Here is a 20,942-nt window from a genome sequence, read left to right as displayed (position 1 = left end):
AACGGAATTGGAACGACCGGTTAGATGGCAGGCACTGCCCCATTCGCCAAGATGAACGGCATCGGCAACGAGATCATCGTCGCCGATATGCGCGGCCGTGCCGACAAGGTGACCGCAGCCGCGGCGATTGCCCTCAATGCCGACGCGGCGACCAAGTTCGATCAGATCATGGCGATCCATGATCCGCGCACGACCGGCACTGCTTATTACGTCGATATCTTGAATTCGGACGGCACCGGTGCGCAGGCCTGCGGCAATGGCATGCGCTGCGTCGTGCAGGCGCTTGCGGCCGAGACCGGCCAAAAGACCTTCACCTTCGAAACCCGCGCCGGCATTCTCAATGCTCAGGAACATGCCGACGGCTCGATCTCGGTCGACATGGGCAAGCCGCGTTTCGGCTGGCAGGAAATCCCGCTTGCCGAGGAGTTCCGCGACACCCGCATGATCGAACTGCAGATCGGCCCGATCGATGCGCCGGTGCTGCATTCGCCTTCGGTCGTCTCGATGGGCAATCCGCACGCGATCTTCTGGGTCGACCGCGACGTCTGGTCCTACGAGCTCGACCGATTCGGTCCGCTGCTCGAGAACCATCCCATCTTTCCCGAGCGCGCCAACATCACCATCGCTCAGGTCACCTCGCCCGAGACGATGATCATCCGCACCTGGGAGCGCGGCGCGGGTCTCACCAAGGCCTGCGGCTCCGCGGCCTGCGCCGCCGTGGTGGCAGCCGCTCGCACCAAGCGCACCGGCCGCAGCGTGTCGCTGATCACGCCCGGCGGCGGCGAGCTCAATGTCGAGTGGCGCGACGACGATCACGTCATTTTGACCGGCGCCGCCGAATGGGAGTTTTCCGGCAGCTTCGACCCTTCGACCGGCGCCTGGGCCCGCGACACCGAAAGCGCCGCCTGATGTCCGCTCTTCAAAAGGGCCCGGCGCCCGAAGGGCCTATCGGCAACGGTATCGACGTCGTCACGTTCGGCTGCCGCCTCAACACCTATGAATCGGAGGTGATGCGCCGCGAGGCCGAAAGCGCCGGCCTCGGCGCGCTGGAAGGCGGCGCCGTCATCTTCAACACCTGCGCCGTCACCGCCGAAGCCGTGCGCCAGGCCAAGCAGGCGATCCGCAAGGCCCGTCGCGAGAACCCTGAAGCGCGCATCATCGTCACCGGATGCGCCGCGCAGACCGAGCCGCAGAACTTCGTCGCCATGGACGAGGTAGACCTGGTGCTCGGCAATGAGGAGAAGCTCAAGGCGAACTCCTACCGCGCGCTGCCGGACTTCGGCGTCAACGATACCGAGAAGGCGCGCGTCAACGATATCTTCTCGGTGCGCGAGACGGCGAGCCACATGGTCGACGCCATCGAGGGCCGGGCGCGCGCCTTCGTGCAGGTGCAGAATGGCTGCGACCATCGCTGCACCTTCTGCATCATTCCTTACGGCCGCGGCAATTCGCGCTCGGTGCCGATGGGTGCCGTGGTCGAGCAGGTCAAGCGTCTCGCAGGCAACGGCTATGCCGAGATCGTGCTCACCGGCGTCGACATGACCAGCTTCGGCGCCGACCTGCCGGGCAGCCCGAAGCTTGGGAAGCTGGTGAAGACGATCCTGCGCCAGGTGCCCGAGGTGAAGCGTCTGAGGCTGTCGTCGATCGATTCCATAGAAGCCGACGACGAGCTGCTCGACGCGATTGCCACCGAGCCGCGGCTGATGCCGCATTTGCATCTGTCGCTGCAATCGGGCGACGACATGATCCTGAAGCGCATGAAGCGCCGGCATTTGCGCGATCAGTCGATCCGCTTCTGCGAGGAGGTCCGGAAGCTCCGTCCCGGCATCGTCTTCGGCGCCGACATCATTGCCGGCTTCCCGACCGAGACCGAAGCGATGTTCAAAAACTCGGAGAAAATCGTCGAGGAATGCGGCCTGACGCATCTTCACGTCTTCCCGTTCAGCCCGCGCGAGGGCACGCCCGCCGCGCGCATGCCGCAACTGCGCCGCGAGGTGGTGAAAGAGCGCGCCGCACGGCTGCGTGCCGCCGGCGAGGCCGCCTATCGCCGCCATCTGGCTGCCCTTGCAGGCACGCGGCAGTCGCTCCTGATCGAGCGCGACGGGCTCGGCCGCACCGAAGGTTTCACGCTTGCCGCGATTGGCGTTGGACAGCCGGGCGAGATCGTCGAGGCGGTTGTCACCGGCCATGACGGCGCCCGGCTGATCGCGGCGCCGCTCGCCGCTCAAGCCGCCTGAGACTGCAAGACGTATGGCTGGTTTCTTCAAGAAGATATTTTCGTTCGGCAAGAAGGAAGTCGTCGAGGAGCGCGTCGACGAGACCGCGCTCCTGCCGCCGATCAAATGGGACGCGCTCGAGGCGCTGAAACCGGAAACCGAGCAGGAGCCTGCGTCCCGCAGCGCCGACGCCGGCGCCAATCACCCTCGAGCTGCGCTCGGGACCTCCCCCATCGAGGGGGAGGCAGGACCTGCGCCACAACCGGTTCCCGAGGAGCCGAAGCCCGAACCCGCACCGGACATTCCGCCGGCGCCGGAACCCGTCATCCCGCCGGCACCGGAGCCGGTTGTTCCATCCGAGCCGGAGCCGCTGCCGCAGCCCCAGCCGGAAGAAGAGCCGCGGCCCGCCCCGGAGCAGCCGCAGCCGCCTGCACCCGAGGAAGTGCCCGCTCCGCCCGGACCTGCACCTGAGCCGGTGCCCGCGCCGGCACCGCAGGAGGTGCCTGCACCCGCGCCGGCCGAGCCGGAGATCGAGCCTTCGCGTCCGGAGCCGCAGCCGGTGCCGGGGCCGGTCGAAGTGCCGACGCCCAATGAAGTCCCGGCCGAGACGCCAGCGCCGATCGAAATTCCACCGGCCGAGGCACCTTCTATCGAGCCATCTTTAGAGGTCGGCGCCGCCCCTCATCCGCCTGCCGGCACCTTCTCCCCCTATAGTGACGGGGAGAAGGAAGAAGCGCCAACGCCGACGCCCCCTTCTCCCCGTTCTCCACGGGGAAAGGATAAGGATGAGGGGCAGCGCCAGCCTGCGGAGGATTTGCCGCCACCGGAGCCGGCTCCGCCGGCGGAAGCCCTGCCTCCCATTCGCCAGGCTGCGCCGGTCGAGCCGGGGCGGATCCTTGCCGAGATCGCGCCCGAGCCGGAAGCCGTCCCCGCGCCGCCGCCGACCCCCTCTGCCGGCAAGGTGACGGTCGCCAAAAAGGTCGAGCAGAAGGCCGAGCCGCAGAAGGCACCGGAGCCGGCGCCGCGGCGCTCCTGGTTCCAGCGCATGCGCGACGGGCTTGCCCGTTCCTCGCGCGAGCTCACCGGCAACATCGCCGGCGTCTTCACCAAGCGCAAGCTGGACGAAGACACGCTGCAGGATCTGGAGGATGTGCTGATCCGCGCCGATCTTGGCGTCGAGACGGCGCTGCGCGTCACCGATTCTCTCGCCTCAAGCCGATACGGCAAGGACGTTTCCGACTCGGAGGTCCGCGCCGTGATGGCGGCGGAAGTCGAAAAAGTCCTGACCCCGGTCGCCAAGCCGCTCGAGCTCGATCTCAGCCACAAGCCGCATGTCATCCTGGTCGTCGGCGTCAACGGCACCGGCAAGACCACGACCATCGGCAAGCTGGCGGCCAAGCTGACCGAAGGCGGGCTTTCGGTCATGCTGGCGGCCGGCGACACGTTCCGCGCGGCCGCCATCGAGCAGCTGAAGATCTGGGGCGAACGCACGAAGTCGCCGGTCATCGCCACCAAGCTTGGCGCCGACGCCGCCGGCCTCGCCTACGATGCCTTCGAGAAGGCGAAGGAGGCAGGCTCCGACGTGCTGATTATCGACACGGCCGGCCGCCTGCAGAACAAGACCGAGCTGATGGCGGAGCTGGAAAAGATCGTGCGCGTGCTGGGCAAGCTCGATCCGGAGGCGCCGCACACCGTGCTGCAGACCGTCGACGCCACCACCGGCCAGAATGCGCTCAGCCAAGTCGAGATCTTCCGCAACGTCGCCGGCGTCAACGGCCTGGTGATGACCAAGCTGGACGGCACGGCGCGCGGCGGTATTCTGGTGGCGATCGCCGCCAAGCATAGATTGCCGGTCTATTTTATCGGCGTCGGCGAGCAGGTCGACGACCTCGAACCCTTCTCGGCCAGCGAATTCGCCAGAGCGATCGCCGGCGTTGCTTGAACGATCCCAAAAGCGCCGACTTTCGGGACAACAAGGACTTTCATGAACATCCTCGAACGCGACCCGTCCGACCCGCAGAAACAGAAGAAGGAGGGCATCAACCCGCCGCTCAAGCTGGTGCTCGAGCTCGGGCCGCTGCTGGTCTTCTTCTTCGCCAATGCGCGCGGCGAATGGCTGGCGCAGAAATTTCCGGCCTTGGCCGAGCTCGGCGGCCCGATCTTCGTCGCCACCGGCCTGTTCATGGCCGCCACCGCGTTGGCGCTGATCGCCTCGTGGCTGCTCACCCGCACCTTGCCGATCATGCCGCTGGTGTCGGGCGTCGTCGTCCTTATCTTCGGCGCGCTGACGCTCTATTTGCAGGACGACGTCTTCATCAAGATGAAGCCGACCATCGTCAACACGCTGTTCGGCGGCGTGCTGCTCGGCGGCCTTTTCTTCGGCAAGTCGCTGCTTGGCTATGTCTTCGACTCGGCTTTCAGCCTCGATGCCGAAGGCTGGCGCAAGCTCACCTTCCGCTGGGGCCTGTTCTTCCTCTTCCTGGCCCTCGTCAATGAAGTCGTGTGGCGGAATTTTTCAACCGATGCCTGGGTTACCTTCAAGGTCTGGGGCATCATGCCGATCACGCTTCTCTTCACCTTCAGCCAGATGCCGCTGATCATGCGCCACTCGCTGGAGGAAAAAGCCAAGGAAGAGCAGGCGAGTAAATAGAGCAGGTTCCGGGGAGGGGGCGGCATGGAATTCCTCACCACGCGCGATGAGCTGAGGACGATCTACAAGACGCCGCGGCCGACCGACGGGTCGATCCGCAAGGAACTCAAGGCGCTCGATGGCCACTGCCGTTCCTTCATCGGCAAGAACCCATTCGTGCTGATCGGCTCCTCCGACGGCGCCGGCAATGCCGACGTGACCCCGAAGGGCGACAAGCCCGGCTTCACCGCCATCCTCGACAGTTCCACCATCGCCATCCCTGACCGTCCAGGCAACAACCGGCTGGACACACTGGAAAACATCGTTCGTTGCCCGTCGGTAGGGCTGCTCTTCCTCATTCCCGGCATGAACGAGACGCTGCGCGTCAACGGCGAAGCCCACATAACCATCGACGCCGGACTGCGCGCCCGCCTGGCCGTCGACGGCAAGGAGCCGCTGAGCGTCATCGTGGTGACGGTCAAGGCCGCTTACATGCACTGCGCCAAGGCCTTTATGCGCTCCGAGCTGTGGGAGCCGGAGACCTGGTATGACCGCGCGAGCCTGCCGACGCTCGGCCAGATCATCCGCGACCAGCTGGCGCTTACAGAGAGCGCCGGCGAGATCGACCGCGAACTGGACGACGATTACCGGCAGACCATGTGGTAGGCTCCCGGGCACGATTCGTCCGAACCGCCCCCGTCACCCTTGCTGAACCTCCTCGCCATATCCGGCAGCCTGCGCGCCGCCTCGACCAATTCGGCCCTTGTCGCGGCGCTTGCCGCCAACGTGCCCGCGGATTGCCGCGTCACCGTCTATGACGGGCTCGGCCGCTTGCCGATCTTCAACCCGGATGAAGAGGGCGAGCGCACGCCGTGTGAGGCAAGATACCTGATCGAGGCCGTCACCCGCGCCGATGGCGTCATCGTCTCCTGTCCCGAATACGCCCATGGCGTGCCGGGCGGCATGAAGAACGCGCTCGACTGGCTGGTGTCGCGCGACGCCGCCGTCGGCAAGCCGGCGTTGCTGGTGCACGCCTCGCCGCGCTCGCTCTTTGCCCGCGCCGCCCTTGCCGAGATCGTGCGCACGATGTCCTTCGCGCTTTACGAAGAGACCGCGCTGGAGATCGCGCTGCTCGGCAAGAAGCCGCCGGAGGTGGAAGAAATCCTGGCTGAGCCGTCGAACCGACAGGCGATGCGCAAAGCACTTCAGGATTTCGCCGGCTTTATCCGCCCCCGCTGACGCCGTTGCCGGTCAATACGTCTTCGCCCCATTCACCATCAGCCAGACCACATAGAGCGAGGTGGTGCCGCAGATGTAGAGGCGGTTGCGCTTGGCGCCGCCGAAGGCGCAATTGGCGACGACTTCCGGCACTTTGATCTTGCCGATCAGCGTGCCGTCCGGATCGTAGCAATGGATGCCGTCGGCGGCGCTCGTCCAGATGCGCCCGCTTTCGTCGAGCCGGAAGCCGTCGAACAGGCCGGCCGTGCAGTCGGCGAAGACCTTGCCGCCCGAGACCTTCTTGCCGGGCTTGCCGACATTGAAGACGCGGATATGCGCGGGGTTCTTGGCGCCATGGGTGCGGCCCGTGTCGGCGACATAGAGCAGGCTTTCATCGAGCGAGAAGGCGAGCCCATTGGGCCTGACCATGTCGGTGATGACGGCATCGATCTCGCCCGTGCCGGGGTCGACGCGGTAGACATTGCAGGCGCCGACCTCGCTCTCGGCGTGGTCGCCTTCATAATCGCTGTCGATGCCGTAGGCGGGATCGGTGAACCAGATCGAGCCGTCGGAACGGACGACGACGTCGTTGGGCGAGTTGAGCCGCTTGCCGCGCCATTTGTCGGCGATGGTGGTGACCGAACCGTCATGCTCGGTGCGGCTGACGCGGCGGCCCGAATGCTCGCAGGTGATCAGCCGGCCCTGCCGGTCGACGGTGTTGCCGTTGGAATTGCCGGACGGCTGGCGGAAGACGCTGACGCTGCCATCGGTCTCGTCGTAGCGCAGCATGCGGTTGTTGGGGATGTCGGACCAGATGAGGTAGCGGCCGGCGGCGAACCAGGCCGGACCTTCCGCCCAGCGGCACCCGGTGAACAGCTTCTCAACCCGCTCATTGGCGTTGAACAGCCGCGAGAAACGCGGATCGAGAAGTTCATAGTCAGCGGCCGTCATGCTTTCCCTCCCGGCAATCAAAAGACGCGCGATCAAGCCAGCACAGAGCGGAGAAGGCAAGATCGCGGATGCCTCTCACGGCATGTTGACGCGTGGAGGGGCTAAGACGCCATTAACCGGCTATGCGCTGCTTGCAATGGTGCATTGCAACATCTTTCTTTTGCAATGCACCATTCCTATGTCATTCTCGCAATTGATCAGGGAGGAATAACTCAGAAGGAACCTCGTCATGATCTTCGACAACCTCGTCACCCGCGCTCGCACCAACCTCGCCAAGCGCCGCCACTACAATCGTCTCGTCGCAGAAATCGAGAACCTGTCGAGCCGCGATCTAGCCGATCTGCGTGCCGACCGCTCCGAGATGCTCTACCAGATCCACAAGCAGATTTACGGTTGAGTCCGAGGCCGGTCGAGCCGGCCTTTGCGCCGCGTCGCTTCGCTCCTTGCCTCGCACTGGAATGACGACGCAAAGGGGCGCCTAACCCGAAACCGCCAGGGCCTTCTCGATCTGCGGCAACAGCAAATCCTTCGCCGATTCCGGCGTCAGCGGCCCGACATGCTTGTAGGCAATCTTGCCGTCCTTGCCGATGACGAAGGTCTCCGGCACGCCGTAGACGCCCCAGTCGATCGCCGCGCGCCCGGCCGGATCGACGCCGATCGCCTGGTAGGGATTGCCGAGATCGCCAAGGAAGCGACGGGCGTTTGCCGGCTCGTCCTTGTAGTTCAGCGCGGCAAGCGTGAACCGCTTGTCCTGCGACAGCGCCAAAAGCACCGGATGCTCTTCCCGGCACGGCGCGCACCATGATGCGAAGACGTTGACCAGCGTCACCTTGCCGGCGAAGGATTTCGAGTCCAGCCCTGGCAGGTTCGAGCCTTCGAGCGGCGGCAGGTTCGTCTGCGGCGCCGGCAGGCCGATCAGAGCCGAGGGAATTTCAGACTCGTCGCGGCCGGACAAAAGCTGCGACAGGAACAACCCCGCCAAACCCAGGAATACCAGCAGCGGAAGCAGCACGAACAGGCGGCGACGGGGCGATGCCGGGGCTCCGGTTTCGGCGCTCACGGCTTCGCCGTCCCGGCCTTGTCGGAGCGCCGCCGCACGCCGGCCGCGTCGAGCGCCGCGAGCTCACGCTTGCGCGCCCGCTGGTCGAGCAGGATCCAGCCGATCAGCCCGACGAGCACGATCGCGCTGATGGCATAGGCGGCGGCGACATAGAGAGCATGCGCGCTCATATCAGCCGCTCCATCTGCGCACCTTCCGCGCCTGCCCTGCCAATCCGTTCGACCATGCCTTCCCTTAACTCTGCGTCACAGGCCGCGCAACCAGGCGCGGCGCCGCAGTTGAGAAACGCCCCAGCGCCTCAATCCGTCCCGTGCCGCAACGCCAGCGCCGCCGCCAGCGGCCCGACCACGGCAAGAAACAGCGTCAGCGCGGCAAGAATGAGGAAGGGCTGCAGGAACGGCGCGGGATCGGCCACCGCGCCATAGCTCGCCGAGACGCCGAAGATCAGCACCGGAATGGTGAGCGGCAGCACCAGCACGGAGATCAAGAGCCCGCCGCGCGGCAGCGCCACAGCCACGGCCGCTCCGGCGGCGCCGATGAAGGTTATGGCCGGCGTGCCGACAAGAAGCGTAAATGCCGTCGCGCCGATACCGAGCGGCTCCATGTTCATGAACAGGCCGAGCAAAGGTGCCGCGATCACCAGCGGCAGCACGCTGCCCGCCCAATGCGCCAGACACTTGGTCAGCACCGTCAACGCCAGCATGTGACGGTCGCTGTTGAGCACCAGAAGATCGAGCGAGCCGTCCTCGCGGTCGGCCTGGAAGAGGCGATCGAGCCCGAGCAGGCAGGCGAGCAGGGCGGCGATCCACAGGATCGCCGGACCGATGCGCGACAACAGGTTGAGGTCGGGCCCGACGCCGAACGGGATTGTGGCAATCACCGCCAGGAAGAAGATGACGCCGATCAGCGCGCCGCCGCCGGCGCGGACGGAGAGGCGGATATCGCGGAGGAAGAGGGCTAGCATGACTTGGTATGCCTTCGCCCAGGGGTGCCTCGCGCCGACATCAGTCACCCATCCTCAACGTCTTGGCTCCCTCGAGCCCGAGCGGCAAATGCGTGGCCGCCACGATGATGCCTCCCTCTCGGCAATGCCCTCTCATCAATCCCGCGAATCGTTCCTCCGAAGCCTTGTCCAGCCCTGCGGTCGGTTCGTCGAGCAGCCAGACCGGCCGGCGGCTGACCAGGAGCTTCGCGATCGACGCGCGCCGCCTTTGCCCGGTCGAAAGGTAGCCGAACGGCAGGTGCCCGAGCCCGTCCAATCCGACCGTCTCCAGCGACTGCCCCACGCTCAAACCAGCCTCGCCCTGGAAGGCGCGCCAGAAGCCCAGGTTTTCTTCGACGCTCAATGCCGTCTTCATCGCATTGAGATGGCCGAGATAGTGCGAGGCCGAAGCGACCGATGGAAACTCGTCGCCGCCGCCCTCGACCTTTACCTTGCCTTCGGCCGGCGGCAGCAAGCCGGCGATGACCCGCAAAAGGGTCGATTTGCCGGCGCCGTTCGGCCCGGTGACGACGAGTGCCTCGCCCCTGTCGAGGGCGAATTCGATGCCGGAAAAAACCGTCTCGCCGCCGCGCTCGCCGCCCAGATTTTCGGCGATCAGCCGCATCCTTGCCCGTCCCGAAAGCACCGTTTCGCGGCCGCCGCCGCATCGCACAAATTTGCTTTTCGACTGTCTAGAACTATTCCAGAAAATTCTCTATATGCGGTTCATCCGTGCCAGCGGTCGGCGCGGGAACAGAATTAGCGCCGAACCAGCGCACGCGCCGCCTTCAACGGCTCGGGTTGCTCGGGAGCGGACAGCGGAAATGGCCGTACCCGCACCTTTGCGCGTGATTGCATGCCAACGGCGTCCGTTCCCTTTCAGGCTGAACAGACAAGGACGGATCGCCGTGACGAAATCCCTCGATAGTTTCAACTGCCGCCGCACCCTGACCGTGGGTGGCGCGGACTATGTCTATTTCGACCTCGCAGAGGCGGAGAAAAACGGCCTTGGCGGTATTGCCCAGCTGCCCTATTCGATGAAGGTGCTGCTGGAGAACCTGCTGCGCAACGAAGACGGCCGCTCGGTCACCAAGGAAAGCATCCAGGCGGTCGCAGCATGGCTCACCGACAAGGGCACTGCCGGTGTCGAGATCGCCTACCGCCCGGCCCGCGTGCTGATGCAGGATTTCACCGGCGTTCCGGCCGTTGTCGATCTCGCGGCCATGCGCGACGGCATCAGGGCGCTCGGCGGCGATCCGGAGAAGATCAACCCGCTGGTGCCGGTGGATCTCGTCATCGACCACTCCGTCATCGTCGACGAATTCGGCACGCCGATGGCCTTCGCCCGCAATGTCGAGCTCGAATATGAGCGCAACGAGGAGCGCTACAAGTTCCTGAAGTGGGGCCAGCAGGCCTTCCGCAACTTCCGCGTCGTGCCGCCGGGCACCGGCATCTGCCACCAGGTCAATCTCGAATATCTGGGACAGGTCGTGTGGACCAACGCGGAAGAGGGCGAGACCACAGCCTATCCCGACACCTGCGTCGGCACCGATTCGCACACCACCATGATCAACGGCCTAGGCGTGCTCGGCTGGGGCGTCGGCGGCATCGAGGCCGAGGCCGCAATGCTTGGCCAGCCGGTCTCCATGCTTCTGCCGGAAGTGATCGGCTTCCGCCTCACCGGCAAGCTCAAGGAAGGCGTCACCGCCACCGACCTGGTGCTCACCGTCACCCAGATGCTGCGCAAGAAGGGCGTCGTCGGCAAGTTCGTCGAGTTCTTCGGCCCAGGCCTCTCCAATATGACGCTGGCCGACCGCGCCACCATCGGCAACATGGCGCCGGAATATGGCGCCACCTGCGGTTTTTTCCCGGTCGATAGCGAGACCATCCGCTATCTGACAATGTCCGGCCGCGAGGAAAGCCGCATCGCGCTGGTCGAGGCCTATTCCAAGGCGCAGGGCATGTGGCGCGACGCCGGCTCGGCCGATCCGGTCTTTACCGATCTGCTCGAGCTCGATCTCGGCGACGTCGTGCCGTCGATGGCCGGCCCGAAGCGCCCGGAAGGCCGCGTCGCGCTGCAGGATATTCCCGCCGGCTTCGCCAAGGCGATGGAGACCGAGTATAAAAAGGCCGTCGAGATCTCGAAGCGCTACGCCGTCGAAGGCACCGCTCACGATCTCGGCCATGGCGACGTCGTGATCGCCGCCATCACTTCGTGCACCAACACCTCCAACCCGAGCGTCTTGATCGGCGCCGGCCTGTTGGCCCGCAACGCCAACCGGCGCGGACTGAAGCAGAAGCCGTGGGTGAAGACCTCGCTGGCGCCGGGAAGCCAGGTGGTCGCCGAATATCTCGAGAAATCCGGCCTGCAGAAGGAACTCGACCAGATCGGCTTCAACCTGGTCGGCTTCGGCTGCACCACCTGCATCGGCAATTCCGGCCCGCTGCCGGCGCCGATCTCCAAGACCATCAACGACAAAGGCTTGATCGCTGCCGCGGTGTTGTCCGGCAACCGCAACTTCGAAGGCCGGGTTTCTCCGGACGTCCAGGCGAACTATCTCGCCTCGCCGCCGCTGGTGGTGGCGCATGCGCTGGCCGGCACCGTCACCAAGGACCTCACCACCGAGCCGCTCGGCGAGGGCAGCGACGGCAAGCCGGTCTATCTCAAGGACATCTGGCCGACCTCGGCCGAGATCCAGGAGTTCATCGAGAAGAACGTCACGCGCGAGCTTTTCGCCCGCAAATATGCCGACGTCTTCAAGGGCGACGAATATTGGCAGAAGGTGAAGGCGCCGGAAGGCCAGACCTATGCCTGGGACGATCATTCGACCTATGTGCAGAACCCGCCTTATTTCGCCGGCATGGGCCGCGCCTTCGGCAAAGTGGGCGACATCAAGGGCGCGCGCGTGCTTGGTCTCTTCGGCGACAAGATCACCACCGACCACATCTCGCCGGCCGGCTCGATCAAGGCGGCTTCGCCGGCAGGTAAGTACCTCACCGAGCACGGCGTCGGCGTCGCCGACTTCAACCAGTACGGCACGCGGCGCGGCAACCATGAGGTGATGATGCGCGGCACCTTCGCCAACATCCGCATCCGCAACCACATGCTGGGCGAGAACGGCCGCGAAGGCGGCTACACGATCCACTATCCCTCGAAGGAGGAGATGTCGATCTACGATGCCGCCATGGAATACAAGAAGGAAGGCGTGCCGCTGGTCATCTTCGCCGGCGTCGAATATGGCAACGGCTCCTCGCGCGACTGGGCAGCCAAGGGAACCAACCTCCTTGGTGTCCGCGCCGTCATCGCCCAGTCCTTCGAGCGCATCCACCGCTCGAACCTGGTCGGCATGGGGGTCATCCCCTTCGTCTTCGAGGACGGCACCTCATGGGCTTCCCTCAACCTCAAAGGCGACGAGCTGGTCGAGATCGACGGCCTGGATGCCATCAAGCCGCGCCAGAAGATGACGGCCAAGGTCACCTATGGCGACGGTACGCTGAAGAACGTGCCGATCATCTGTCGCATCGATACGCTGGACGAACTCGACTACTTCAAGAACGGCGGCATCCTGCAATACGTGCTGCGCGATTTGGCTGCGTAGCGACAGGGAATAGGCGGTAGGCATAGGCAGGGGGAGATTTTCCCACTGCCTGGTGCCTACTGACGTCCTAGTTAAACTGCGGCAGGCCAAGCATTCTCCGGCCCGGCTCAAAGTCCAAGTCCGATTGGCGCGCAATAGAAATCCTCCGGCAGCAGCAAACTTACCGCTTCGCGGCGATGCGGTCCCGAAATCGAACCGGGTCGAAGAATGCAGTGGCCCCTCCTGTCGCCGCCTTACCTGCGGTCGGCGGCAAAATTTCACCGCAACGTGACTTCCCGTTGACTGTCCGTTCTGCCACATATTTTAGCAACCAGAACAAGGCCGGCGTGACCGGCGGGAATTGGAACGGTCATGGCATTGCGAGGACCATTGCGGCTTACGGCAGTTGCGCTGGTCCTCACGGCGTTGAGCCGCGTGGCCTCAGCAGCCGAGCTTGAGAAAGTCGCGACCGGCAAGCCGCAGACTGAAAAGCCTTTGGGCGTCGTCGAGTTGTTCACCAGCCAGGGCTGCAGCTCCTGTCCGCCGGCCGATGAATTCTTCGCCGAGCTGGCGGCGAAGGAAAATGTCGTCGCGCTCGCATATCACGTCAATTACTGGGACTATCTGGGCTGGCAGGACACGCTGAGCAACAAAGAGAACACCGAGCGGCAGTATGACTATATGCGCGCCTTTGGCAGCCGTTCGGTCTATACCCCGCAAGCCGTCATCAACGGCCGCAGCCATGTCAACGGCGCCAACCGCAAGGAGATAGACGGCGCGCTGGCCCGCATGGACAGGGCCGGCGAGGGCATGCGGGTCGGCATCAAGGTGAGCCGCACCAGCGATCGGGTCATGATTGACGCCGGCGATGCCGGCAATGGGCCGACCGACGCCCATGTGGTGATCGTCTATTTCGATCCGCCGCAGATGGTGAAGATCGGCCAGGGCGAAAACAGCGGCCGCAACATGACCTATTGGAACGCCGTTTCCGACATCCAGATCGCCGGCATGTGGAACGGCAAGGCGCAGCGTTACGAGCTGCCGATGACGGAGATTGCGAAGAAGGGCGGCTGTGCCGTGCTGCTGCAGTCCGTCGGCAAGGACGGCGTCCCGGGACCGATTCTCGGCGCCGCGCTCATCCGCAAGCCTGACCGGCTCTGACGGCTCCGCTGACAAAACCTGATCGCCGACGAAAGCCGGCCGGGGCCCACGAAGCAGAGCATCCATGGCAAAGCGACCCGAGCCGCACCCGATTCTCCTGACGACGCGGCTACGCCTGCGTCAGTTCAGGGCTGAGGACACGGATGCGATGCACGAATGCTTTGCCGACCCGGAGGCGATGCGGTTCTGGAACGCACCAGTCCACACCAAGCGGACCGAGACCGAGCGCACCGTGCTCAGATATGTCGCCTGCACCCCGTCCTACCATCGGCACTGGGCGGTCGCCGACATTGAGACTGACCGCTGCCTCGGCCTCGTCAGCTATCACGATGGCCACATCCGCAACAAGCGTGCGGCCATCGGCTATTTCATCAACCCCGCATATCAGAGCCGGGGCATGGCCACCGAGGCTGTCTCGGCGATGCTCGACTTCTGTTTCGACGATCTCGGCCTGCACCGTCTGCAGGCGTTCATCGATCCCAACAACACCCCGTCGCGCAAATTGGTCGAGAAACTCGGATTCGGGCGCGAAGGCCTACTGCGTGATCATCTACGTGTCGGCGGCATCTGGCGCGATGAGATCCTGTATGCGCTCCTTAGGACTGGTCGCTCATCCAGCGCAGCGGTTCCAGCTCTCATTCCCTGATCGTGCATTGTGATGACGCCCGCCTGGCCGCGAGACAGGGGCCGGCGGGCCAGAGCGGACAGGCATGAAAAAACCGGCGTCAGCTTGCTTCTGACGCCGGTTATTCAGGTTTTGGGATCGTCGCACCTGATTTTTCCAAGGAAAAACCGAGGTTGGTTCGATCCGACGCTGACCCGTGGGCGGGGGGCTTGGGGTTTACGAGCCGGTGCCGGACCGAACCGTCTCAGGCAACGCGGGTAAACTCGTCGGACATTGGGGCATGAGCGCGGATAATTTGTGGCGACAATGTGGCAGAGCATCACCAATTCCAACACGCGTTTTGCAAACGTGACTGGACCTTTCGGAAACGGCGGACCGCAAGCCTGCTTCGCCGGCCCTTGCAATTCGGCCGCGAAAGCGCGAACCTTGGCCGGCGCAAGATTCAATCGAAGGATCGCGGCATGACCGATCACAGCAGCGGGACGGAGGATGGGGAAGCATCCGGAATACTGATCCCGCTGCATGAGGCGCGCAGCGCACGCCTCGACCAGCCGGTGCGCTTCGACCGGCGCGAGCTCGACCAGATCCTAAGGCTTTACGGACGCATGGTGGCGGCCAATGAATGGCGCGACTATGCGATCGACCATCTTTCCGATCGCGCTGTCTTTTCGGTCTTCCGCCGCGCCAGCGAAGTGCCGCTGTTCCAGATCGTCAAGGACCCGAAATTGGCGCGCCGACAGGGCGCCTTCGCCGTCATCGCCGCCGGCGGACGCATCCTCAAGCGCAGTCAGGAACTCGGCCGCGTGCTCGGCGTATTCGATCCCAAGCTGAAGCTGGTCCAAGCTTAACTATCCAATTTGCCGCGAAATCTCCGCTCCGGCAGTGACTCCGGATCCGGCGGCACTTCCGCGCCGCCGTTGAGCGGCAGCTGCATGAACACGGTGTCCAGCCAGCGCCCATGCTTGTAGCCGGAGCCTTCCAGGCGCCCGGAGTGACGAAAGGCGAGCTTCTCGTGCAGGCGCACCGAGGCGCTGTCGGCATGGCCGTCGCCGATCACCGCGACGATCTGGCGAAAGCCGGCCAGGCGTGCCGCCTCGATGAGCGCCAGCATCAGCAGGCGGCCGATGCCCTGGCCCTTGGCCTCGGGCGCCACATAGACCGAGTCCTCGACGGTGAAGCGATAGGCGGGCCGGGGCCGGAACGGTCCGGCATAGGCGTAGCCGAGCACGGCGCCCTCCCTTTCAGCCACAAGATAGGGAAAGCCGCCTCGTGCCAAACTGTCGAATCGATCGCCCATTTCGGCGCGGCTGGGCGGCTCCAGTTCGTAGCTTGCGGTGCCGTGCGTGACCGCGTCAGCATAGATTTCGGTTATTCGGTCGAGGTCGGCCGCAGTAGCGGCTCTGATCGCCAGATTGCTCATAATTTGTGCAGTTCTTCCTGTTGCCTCAATATCAGCAGAGGAGCGCACAAAAGGAAAGGGCGGCCGTTGGGCCGCCCTTTCCGAAGTTTATGGTCCAGCCGGACGGCTACCGTTTAGCGGCGGTCGCCCATGAACTGCAGCAGGAACATGAACAGGTTGATGAAGTCGAGATAGAGCTGCAGGGCGCCCATGATCGCCTTGCGGCCGGCGACATCCGCGACGTCACCCTCGAAATACATCTCTTTGATGCGCTGCGTGTCGTAGGCGGTGAGGCCCGCGAACACCAGCACGCCGATCGCCGAGATGGCGAAGGCCAGCGCCGACGACGCCAGGAAGATGTTGATGACCATCGCGATCAGCAGCCCGATCACGCCCATGATCAGGAACGAGCCGAACGCGCTCAGATCGCGCCTGGTCGTGTAGCCGTAGAGCGACAGCCCGCCGAAGGCCGCGGCCGTGGCGAAGAAGGTCTGGGTGATGCTGGTGCCGGTGTAGACGAGGAAGATCGTCGACAGCGACAGGCCGACAAGGCCGGCATAAACCCAGAACGTGGTCTGGGCCGCAGCCACGCTCATCGATTGGATCCTGAAGGACAGGAACATCACGGCAGCGAGAGGCGCCAGGATAACGACCCAGCGGAACGCGCTAGCATAGATGAGCTGGCCGAAGGCGGTGAGCTGGCCGTCGCCGGTGACGGCAAGCTGGAATGCGCCCCAGGCGGCAAGGCCTGTGATGAGCAGGCCAAGCCCCATGAGGTTATAGACTTTGATCATATAGGCCCGCAGGCCCTGATCGATATCGACGCGCGCGCCCGAGGCGGCGGACGTCTGGTAGTTGCGAATGGGATCAGCCATTGGAAATCCTCTATTGCTTCTGCCCCGTCCGGTGACAGGTCCTTGGAGCGACCTCCTTGGACCAGGCGCCGCTGGCGGGACTCCAGCATGCCTAGCGCGAAATATGAGCGTTCTCGACCTCAAGAACAAGACGGTAACGAACGGTAACGCTTCGTGAGAAGGCAAAAGCCCGATTTTCAGCCTTTTCCCGCCGGCATTCTTACCAAGATTTAACGCAGACAGGCCATCGAAGGGCGCTGCCGGATCAAAGCTCGCGCAGCACCGGCGCCGCCTTGTGGCCAAGCACCCGCCAGGTGCCGGCAAGGCCGATGCCGACGGTGACGGCGAGCGAGACGAGGATCGTCGCCACCGCAACTTCCGGCATGAAGTGCGACGGCAGCGTCATGATGCGGGCCACCACGAACCATGCCGCGACGCCGCCCGCGGCAAGCGCGAACAGCGCTGTCGCAAGACCGATCAGCACATATTCCAGCGAGAAGGCCGCAATCAGCGTCCTCCTTGTCGCGCCGAGCGTCTTCAGCACCACCGCGTCGTGGATGCGCGCCCGGTTGCCGGCGGCCAAAGCCCCGGAGAGCACCAGCACGGAGGCGATCAGCGCCACGCCGGCTGCGGCGCGGATCGCAGTGCCCAGCTGCGCGACCAGCCGGTTGACGATGTCGAGCGCGTCCTTGACCCTCACCGTCGTCACTGCCGGAAAGGCGCGGGTGACAGCGTTGAGCAGCCGCGCGTCGTCGGCCGTGGTGGCCTTTCTGTCGGTCAGCGTCGCCAGCCAGCCATGCGGCGCGCCGGCGAACGTATTGGGCGAGAAGATCATGACGAAATTGATGCCCATGGTTTCCCACTCGACCTGGCGGAAGCTAGCTATTCTTGCCGTCACGTTGCGGCCGAGCACGTTGACCGTGACCGTGTCGCCGAGCTTCAGCCCGATCGCTTTGCCTTCCTCGGCCGAGAACGACACCAGCGGCTCGCCGGAATAGTCCTGCGGCCACCATTTGCCTTCGGTCAGCGTAGCGTTTTCCGGCTGCTTTGCGTCATAGGTCAGCCCGCGGTCGCCGCGCAGCACCCAGGCGCCGTCGGCGGGGACCTTCACCTTGTCGACGTCGATGCCGTTGAGCGCCATGATCCGGCCGCGCAGCATCGGCACCTTGACCAGCATCCCTTGCGGCGCTTCCTTTTCGACCAGGCCGGCAAAGGCATCGACATCGCTGCTCTGGAGGTCGACGAAGAAGAAGTTCGGCGCCCGCTCCGGCAGGCTGCCGGAGATCTGGCGTCTGAGATTCCCGTCGATCAGCGCCAGCGTCACCAGCAGCGTCAGGCCGAGCCCGAGCGACAGCACCACCGATGGCGTCAGCGCGCCGGGCCGATGGATATTGCCAAGCGCCAGCCTGAGAGAGACCGACCGCAGCCGCGGGCTTCGCCGGGCCAGCCATTGGACCAGCGCAGCCACCAGCCGCAGCACCAGGAAGGCAAAGGCGGTGGCGCCGACGAAGATCGAGGCGATGCGCCGATCGTCGGCGGAAAGGATGGCGAGCGCCGCCAGCGCGAGCACGATCGTCAGCGCGGCGCCGACATAGGGCAGGCGCGGCAGGCCGCGGCTTTCGAACCCCATTTCGCGAAACAGCGCCGTTGCCGGCACGTCGCGGGCGCGGCCGAGCGGCAGCAGCGCGAAGGCCAGCGTCACCAAAAGGCCGAACAGGGCCGCGATCGCAAGCGCGCCGGGATAAAAGCCGCCTCGCGCCGGCACCGGAATGACCGACTGCAGGAGCGCGCTCGCCACGAACGGCATTGCCGCACCCAGGATCAGGCCGAGCACGATGCCGAGCCCGGCAATCAAAAGAATCTGCACGAGATAGATGGCGAAGACGAAGCCCCCGGAGGCGCCGAGGCTCTTGAAGGTGGCGATGACGCCGCGCTTGCCGTCGAGATAGGCGCGGACGGCATTCGCCACGCCGACGCCGCCGACCACAAGCGCCGTCAGCCCGACCAGCGTCAGGAACTGCGAGAAGCGCTGGATGTTGGCGGAAAGCGCCGGCGCTGCGTTGCTGCGCGTGCGGATCGACCAGCCCGCCTGCGGAAAATCCTTCGCCGCTTCGGCTTGAATGCCTTTGATGCGCGCCTCGCTCGCGCCATCGGGCAATCGGATCTTATAGGCGTTCTCGACCAGGCTGCCGGGCTGAATCAGCTCTGACGCGACCAGCCCGTCGTGCGAAATCATCAGCCGCGGCGCGAAGCCGAAACCGTCGGAAATCGCGTCGGGTTCGCTGACCAATCGGGCCCTCAGCTCGAACGTTGCGCCGCCAAGCTTCAAGCGGTCGCCGATATGCAGATTGAGGCGATCGAACAAGAGAGCGGGCGCGGCGGCGCCGAAGATGCCGGATCTCTCGCCGAACAACTCATTCCTGGGCAGCGGCGGATCGGTCTCCAGCGTGCCGTAGAGCGGATAGGCGTCGTCGACCGCCTTGGCTTCGACCAGCGCCTGGTCGGAGCCGTCCTCGAGCCGCGCCATCGAGCGCATGCCGGAATTCAGCGAGACCGTGCCGAGGCTCTTGATGAAGCCGAGCTCGGCGTCCGAAGCGCTGCGCTGGTTGATCTGGAAGCGCAGGTCGCCGCCGAGCAGCGTCTGGCCCTGGTTGGCGACGCCGGCGGTAATCGCCTGCGCCACCGAATTGACGCCGCCGATCGCCGCGACGCCAAGCGCGATGCAGGCGAGGAAGATCATGAAGCCGGACAGCCCGCCGCGCATCTCGCGCAGCGAAAAGCGCAGGGCCAGTTTCAAAGTCCGCATCAGGCCGGCACCTTAGCCTGTCTTGGCGCGTCCTCGATGCGTCCCGAGCGCATCGACACCTGGCGCGAGCAGCGGCCCGCAAGCGCCGGATCATGCGTGACCAGCACCAGCGTCATGCCGCGCTCGGCCGCCTTGGCGAAGAGGAGGTCGGCGATCTGCTTTCCCGTTGCCTGGTCGAGGTTGCCGGTCGGCTCGTCGGCAATGAGGATGCGCGGCGAAGGCGCCAGGGCCCTGGCGATCGCCACGCGCTGCTGCTCGCCGCCCGAAAGCTCTCCCGGATAGTGCGTCACGCGGTCGCTCAAGCCGACCGCCGCGAGCTCCTGCGCGGCCACCCCGAACGGGTCGTCGTGCCCGGCGAGCTCCAGCGGCACCGCGACATTCTCGAGCGCCGTCATGTTGGGGATGAGGTGGAAGGACTGGAAGACAATGCCGATGTTTCGCCCCCGAAATGAAGCAATCTGGTCCTCGCTTTTGCCGTTGAGCAATTCTCCGGCGATCCGCACCGTACCCGAATCGACCCTTTCCAGCCCGGCCAGAACCATCAGCAAGGTGGACTTGCCGGATCCCGACGGGCCGACGATCCCGGTGGCTTCGCCGGCGGCCACATCGAGGCTGATGCCCTTCAGCACATGGACGGAGGAGGCGCCCTCGCCGAGCGTCAGCGAGACATCCCTCAATGCGATGACGGCTTCTGTCACAATGAATGCGCCCTATATGGTGGAAGAAGGAGGCAAAAAATGTCTCCTTTGCATGAATCGTGTCGGTCATATGGGGCTCGCCGCATGGCTTTCAAACACTCAGCTGCCGCAGCCCTCACTCTTCTCCTGGTGGTTTGCGGCGCCATTTCGCCGGCGCGCGCCGATACGTTCAAGATCGTCGGCTTCGGCGACAGCCTGATGGCGGGGTTCAGCCTTGGTCCCGATGAGGGCTTCACCGATAAATTGCAGGCGGCCTTGAAGGCAAAAGGCCACGACGTCGCCGTCGGCAATGCCGGGGTTTCCGGCGACACCACAAGCGGCGGCCTCGCGCGGCTCGACTGGTCGGTGCCCGACGGCACCGGGCTCGTCATCCTTGAGCTCGGCGCCAACGACATGCTGCGCGGCGTCTCGCCCGAGATCGCCGAGAAAAATCTCGACGCTATGTTGGCCAAGTTGAAGCAACGGAACATCCCGGTGCTCCTGGCAGGCATGCTTGCAGCGCCCAATCTGGGCGCCGAGTACCAGAAGGCCTTCGACGCCATCTACCCGAAGCTTGCCGCGAAATACGCCGTTCCGCTCTATCCGTTTTTTCTTGACGGGGTCGCCGGCCACCCGGCCATGCAGCTGGAGGACGGTCTTCATCCCAACCCGAAGGGAATAGACGTCATGGTCAAAGGCATTCTACCGGTCGTGGAAAAGGCCATCGCCGCCAAGGGCGGCGCGTGATGAGACCAAAACGCCACGGTTTCCCCAGGGGAAAGCTTG

The 20,942-nt window shown here is 64.8% G+C and carries 21 protein-coding genes; 12 read left to right on the top strand and 9 right to left on the bottom strand.

Annotated features, from left to right (window positions below; all coding sequences use genetic code 11):
* Window positions 1–24: 24 nt before the first annotated feature.
* The 6 genes from dapF to CK224_RS18710 are packed head-to-tail and all read left to right on the top strand — an operon-like array spanning window position 25 to window position 6,084.
* The gene (gene dapF, locus CK224_RS18735) at window positions 25–909 is read left to right on the top strand and encodes a diaminopimelate epimerase (RefSeq protein ID WP_095782738.1); all 885 of its coding nucleotides are present in this window, start codon (window positions 25–27) and stop codon (window positions 907–909) included.
* Window positions 909–2,237, top strand: a complete 1,329-nt coding sequence (gene mtaB / locus CK224_RS18730; protein ID WP_095782737.1) for a tRNA (N(6)-L-threonylcarbamoyladenosine(37)-C(2))-methylthiotransferase MtaB — start codon at window positions 909–911, stop codon at window positions 2,235–2,237. The genes dapF and mtaB overlap by 1 nt, the downstream gene beginning before the upstream one ends.
* A 13-nt stretch (window positions 2,238–2,250) precedes the next feature.
* A complete protein-coding gene (gene ftsY / locus CK224_RS18725; RefSeq protein ID WP_095782736.1) occupies window positions 2,251–4,158 on the top strand; it encodes a signal recognition particle-docking protein FtsY in 1,908 nt (635 codons plus the stop codon).
* A gap of 42 nt (window positions 4,159–4,200) precedes the next feature.
* On the top strand, window positions 4,201–4,866 hold the full coding sequence (locus CK224_RS18720) for a septation protein A (RefSeq protein ID WP_095779961.1): 666 nt from the start codon (window positions 4,201–4,203) through the stop codon (window positions 4,864–4,866).
* 24 nt (window positions 4,867–4,890) lie between these two features.
* Window positions 4,891–5,511, top strand: a complete 621-nt coding sequence (locus CK224_RS18715) for a pyridoxamine 5'-phosphate oxidase family protein (RefSeq protein ID WP_095782735.1) — start codon at window positions 4,891–4,893, stop codon at window positions 5,509–5,511.
* A 39-nt stretch (window positions 5,512–5,550) separates the two neighbouring features.
* Window positions 5,551–6,084, top strand: coding sequence for an NADPH-dependent FMN reductase (locus CK224_RS18710; protein WP_095782734.1), 534 nt, complete (start codon window positions 5,551–5,553; stop codon window positions 6,082–6,084).
* Between the two features lie 12 nt (window positions 6,085–6,096).
* Here CK224_RS18710 and CK224_RS18705 read toward each other — a convergent pair whose 3' ends face one another.
* On the bottom strand, window positions 6,097–7,014 hold the full coding sequence (locus CK224_RS18705; protein ID WP_095782733.1) for an SMP-30/gluconolactonase/LRE family protein: 918 nt from the start codon (window positions 7,012–7,014) through the stop codon (window positions 6,097–6,099).
* Between the two features lie 229 nt (window positions 7,015–7,243).
* On the opposite strand from CK224_RS18705, the gene CK224_RS18695 reads away from it, so the two are divergent.
* Complete coding sequence (locus CK224_RS18695) at window positions 7,244–7,411, top strand: hypothetical protein (protein WP_082953829.1); 168 nt, start codon at window positions 7,244–7,246, stop codon at window positions 7,409–7,411.
* Between the two features lie 81 nt (window positions 7,412–7,492).
* Here CK224_RS18695 and CK224_RS18690 read toward each other — a convergent pair whose 3' ends face one another.
* The 4 genes from CK224_RS18690 to ccmA form a co-directional block, all read right to left on the bottom strand.
* A complete protein-coding gene (locus CK224_RS18690; RefSeq protein WP_095782731.1) occupies window positions 7,493–8,074 on the bottom strand; it encodes a DsbE family thiol:disulfide interchange protein in 582 nt (193 codons plus the stop codon).
* A complete protein-coding gene (gene ccmD / locus CK224_RS18685) occupies window positions 8,071–8,244 on the bottom strand; it encodes a heme exporter protein CcmD (RefSeq protein ID WP_095782730.1) in 174 nt (57 codons plus the stop codon). Before ccmD ends, CK224_RS18690 begins: the two co-directional genes overlap by 4 nt.
* Before the next feature lie 128 nt (window positions 8,245–8,372).
* Window positions 8,373–9,038, bottom strand: a complete 666-nt coding sequence (gene ccmB, locus CK224_RS18680) for a heme exporter protein CcmB (RefSeq protein ID WP_095782729.1) — start codon at window positions 9,036–9,038, stop codon at window positions 8,373–8,375.
* A 40-nt stretch (window positions 9,039–9,078) separates the two neighbouring features.
* On the bottom strand, window positions 9,079–9,681 hold the full coding sequence (gene ccmA / locus CK224_RS18675; protein ID WP_095782810.1) for a heme ABC exporter ATP-binding protein CcmA: 603 nt from the start codon (window positions 9,679–9,681) through the stop codon (window positions 9,079–9,081).
* Window positions 9,682–9,964: 283 nt separating this feature from the next.
* On the opposite strand from ccmA, the gene acnA reads away from it, so the two are divergent.
* From acnA to CK224_RS18655, 4 genes are all read left to right on the top strand, one after another.
* Window positions 9,965–12,655, top strand: a complete 2,691-nt coding sequence (acnA, locus tag CK224_RS18670; protein ID WP_095782728.1) for an aconitate hydratase AcnA — start codon at window positions 9,965–9,967, stop codon at window positions 12,653–12,655.
* 351 nt (window positions 12,656–13,006) lie between these two features.
* Complete coding sequence (locus CK224_RS18665) at window positions 13,007–13,795, top strand: thioredoxin family protein (RefSeq protein WP_067323682.1); 789 nt, start codon at window positions 13,007–13,009, stop codon at window positions 13,793–13,795.
* A 64-nt stretch (window positions 13,796–13,859) separates the two neighbouring features.
* Window positions 13,860–14,441, top strand: coding sequence for a GNAT family protein (locus tag CK224_RS18660; RefSeq protein ID WP_095782727.1), 582 nt, complete (start codon window positions 13,860–13,862; stop codon window positions 14,439–14,441).
* A 440-nt stretch (window positions 14,442–14,881) separates the two neighbouring features.
* A complete protein-coding gene (locus tag CK224_RS18655; RefSeq protein ID WP_095782809.1) occupies window positions 14,882–15,268 on the top strand; it encodes a DUF2794 domain-containing protein in 387 nt (128 codons plus the stop codon).
* Here the strand turns inward: CK224_RS18655 and CK224_RS18650 are convergent.
* From CK224_RS18650 to CK224_RS18635, 4 genes are all read right to left on the bottom strand, one after another.
* On the bottom strand, window positions 15,265–15,840 hold the full coding sequence (locus CK224_RS18650; protein ID WP_095782726.1) for a GNAT family N-acetyltransferase: 576 nt from the start codon (window positions 15,838–15,840) through the stop codon (window positions 15,265–15,267). The two genes, CK224_RS18655 and CK224_RS18650, sit on opposite strands and share 4 nt — an antisense overlap.
* Before the next feature lie 113 nt (window positions 15,841–15,953).
* Window positions 15,954–16,694: a Bax inhibitor-1/YccA family protein gene (locus CK224_RS18645; RefSeq protein WP_095782725.1), complete on the bottom strand. Its 741-nt coding sequence runs from the start codon at window positions 16,692–16,694 to the stop codon at window positions 15,954–15,956.
* A gap of 244 nt (window positions 16,695–16,938) precedes the next feature.
* Window positions 16,939–19,479 carry an ABC transporter permease gene (locus CK224_RS18640; RefSeq protein WP_095782724.1) on the bottom strand — a complete coding sequence of 847 codons (2,541 nt, stop codon included), beginning with the start codon at window positions 19,477–19,479 and terminating at the stop codon, window positions 16,939–16,941.
* The gene (locus tag CK224_RS18635) at window positions 19,479–20,177 is read right to left on the bottom strand and encodes an ABC transporter ATP-binding protein (RefSeq protein ID WP_095782723.1); all 699 of its coding nucleotides are present in this window, start codon (window positions 20,175–20,177) and stop codon (window positions 19,479–19,481) included. Before CK224_RS18635 ends, CK224_RS18640 begins: the two co-directional genes overlap by 1 nt.
* A gap of 84 nt (window positions 20,178–20,261) precedes the next feature.
* Here CK224_RS18635 and CK224_RS18630 point away from each other — a divergent pair, with 84 nt between their 5' ends.
* A complete protein-coding gene (locus CK224_RS18630) occupies window positions 20,262–20,903 on the top strand; it encodes an arylesterase (protein ID WP_095782722.1) in 642 nt (213 codons plus the stop codon).
* Window positions 20,904–20,942 lie beyond the last annotated feature (39 nt).

The sequence above is a fragment of the Mesorhizobium sp. WSM3862 genome (assembly GCF_002294985.1).
Taxonomy (GTDB): Bacteria; Pseudomonadota; Alphaproteobacteria; order Rhizobiales; family Rhizobiaceae; genus Mesorhizobium.
This window is presented reverse-complemented; position numbering and strand designations above follow the sequence as displayed.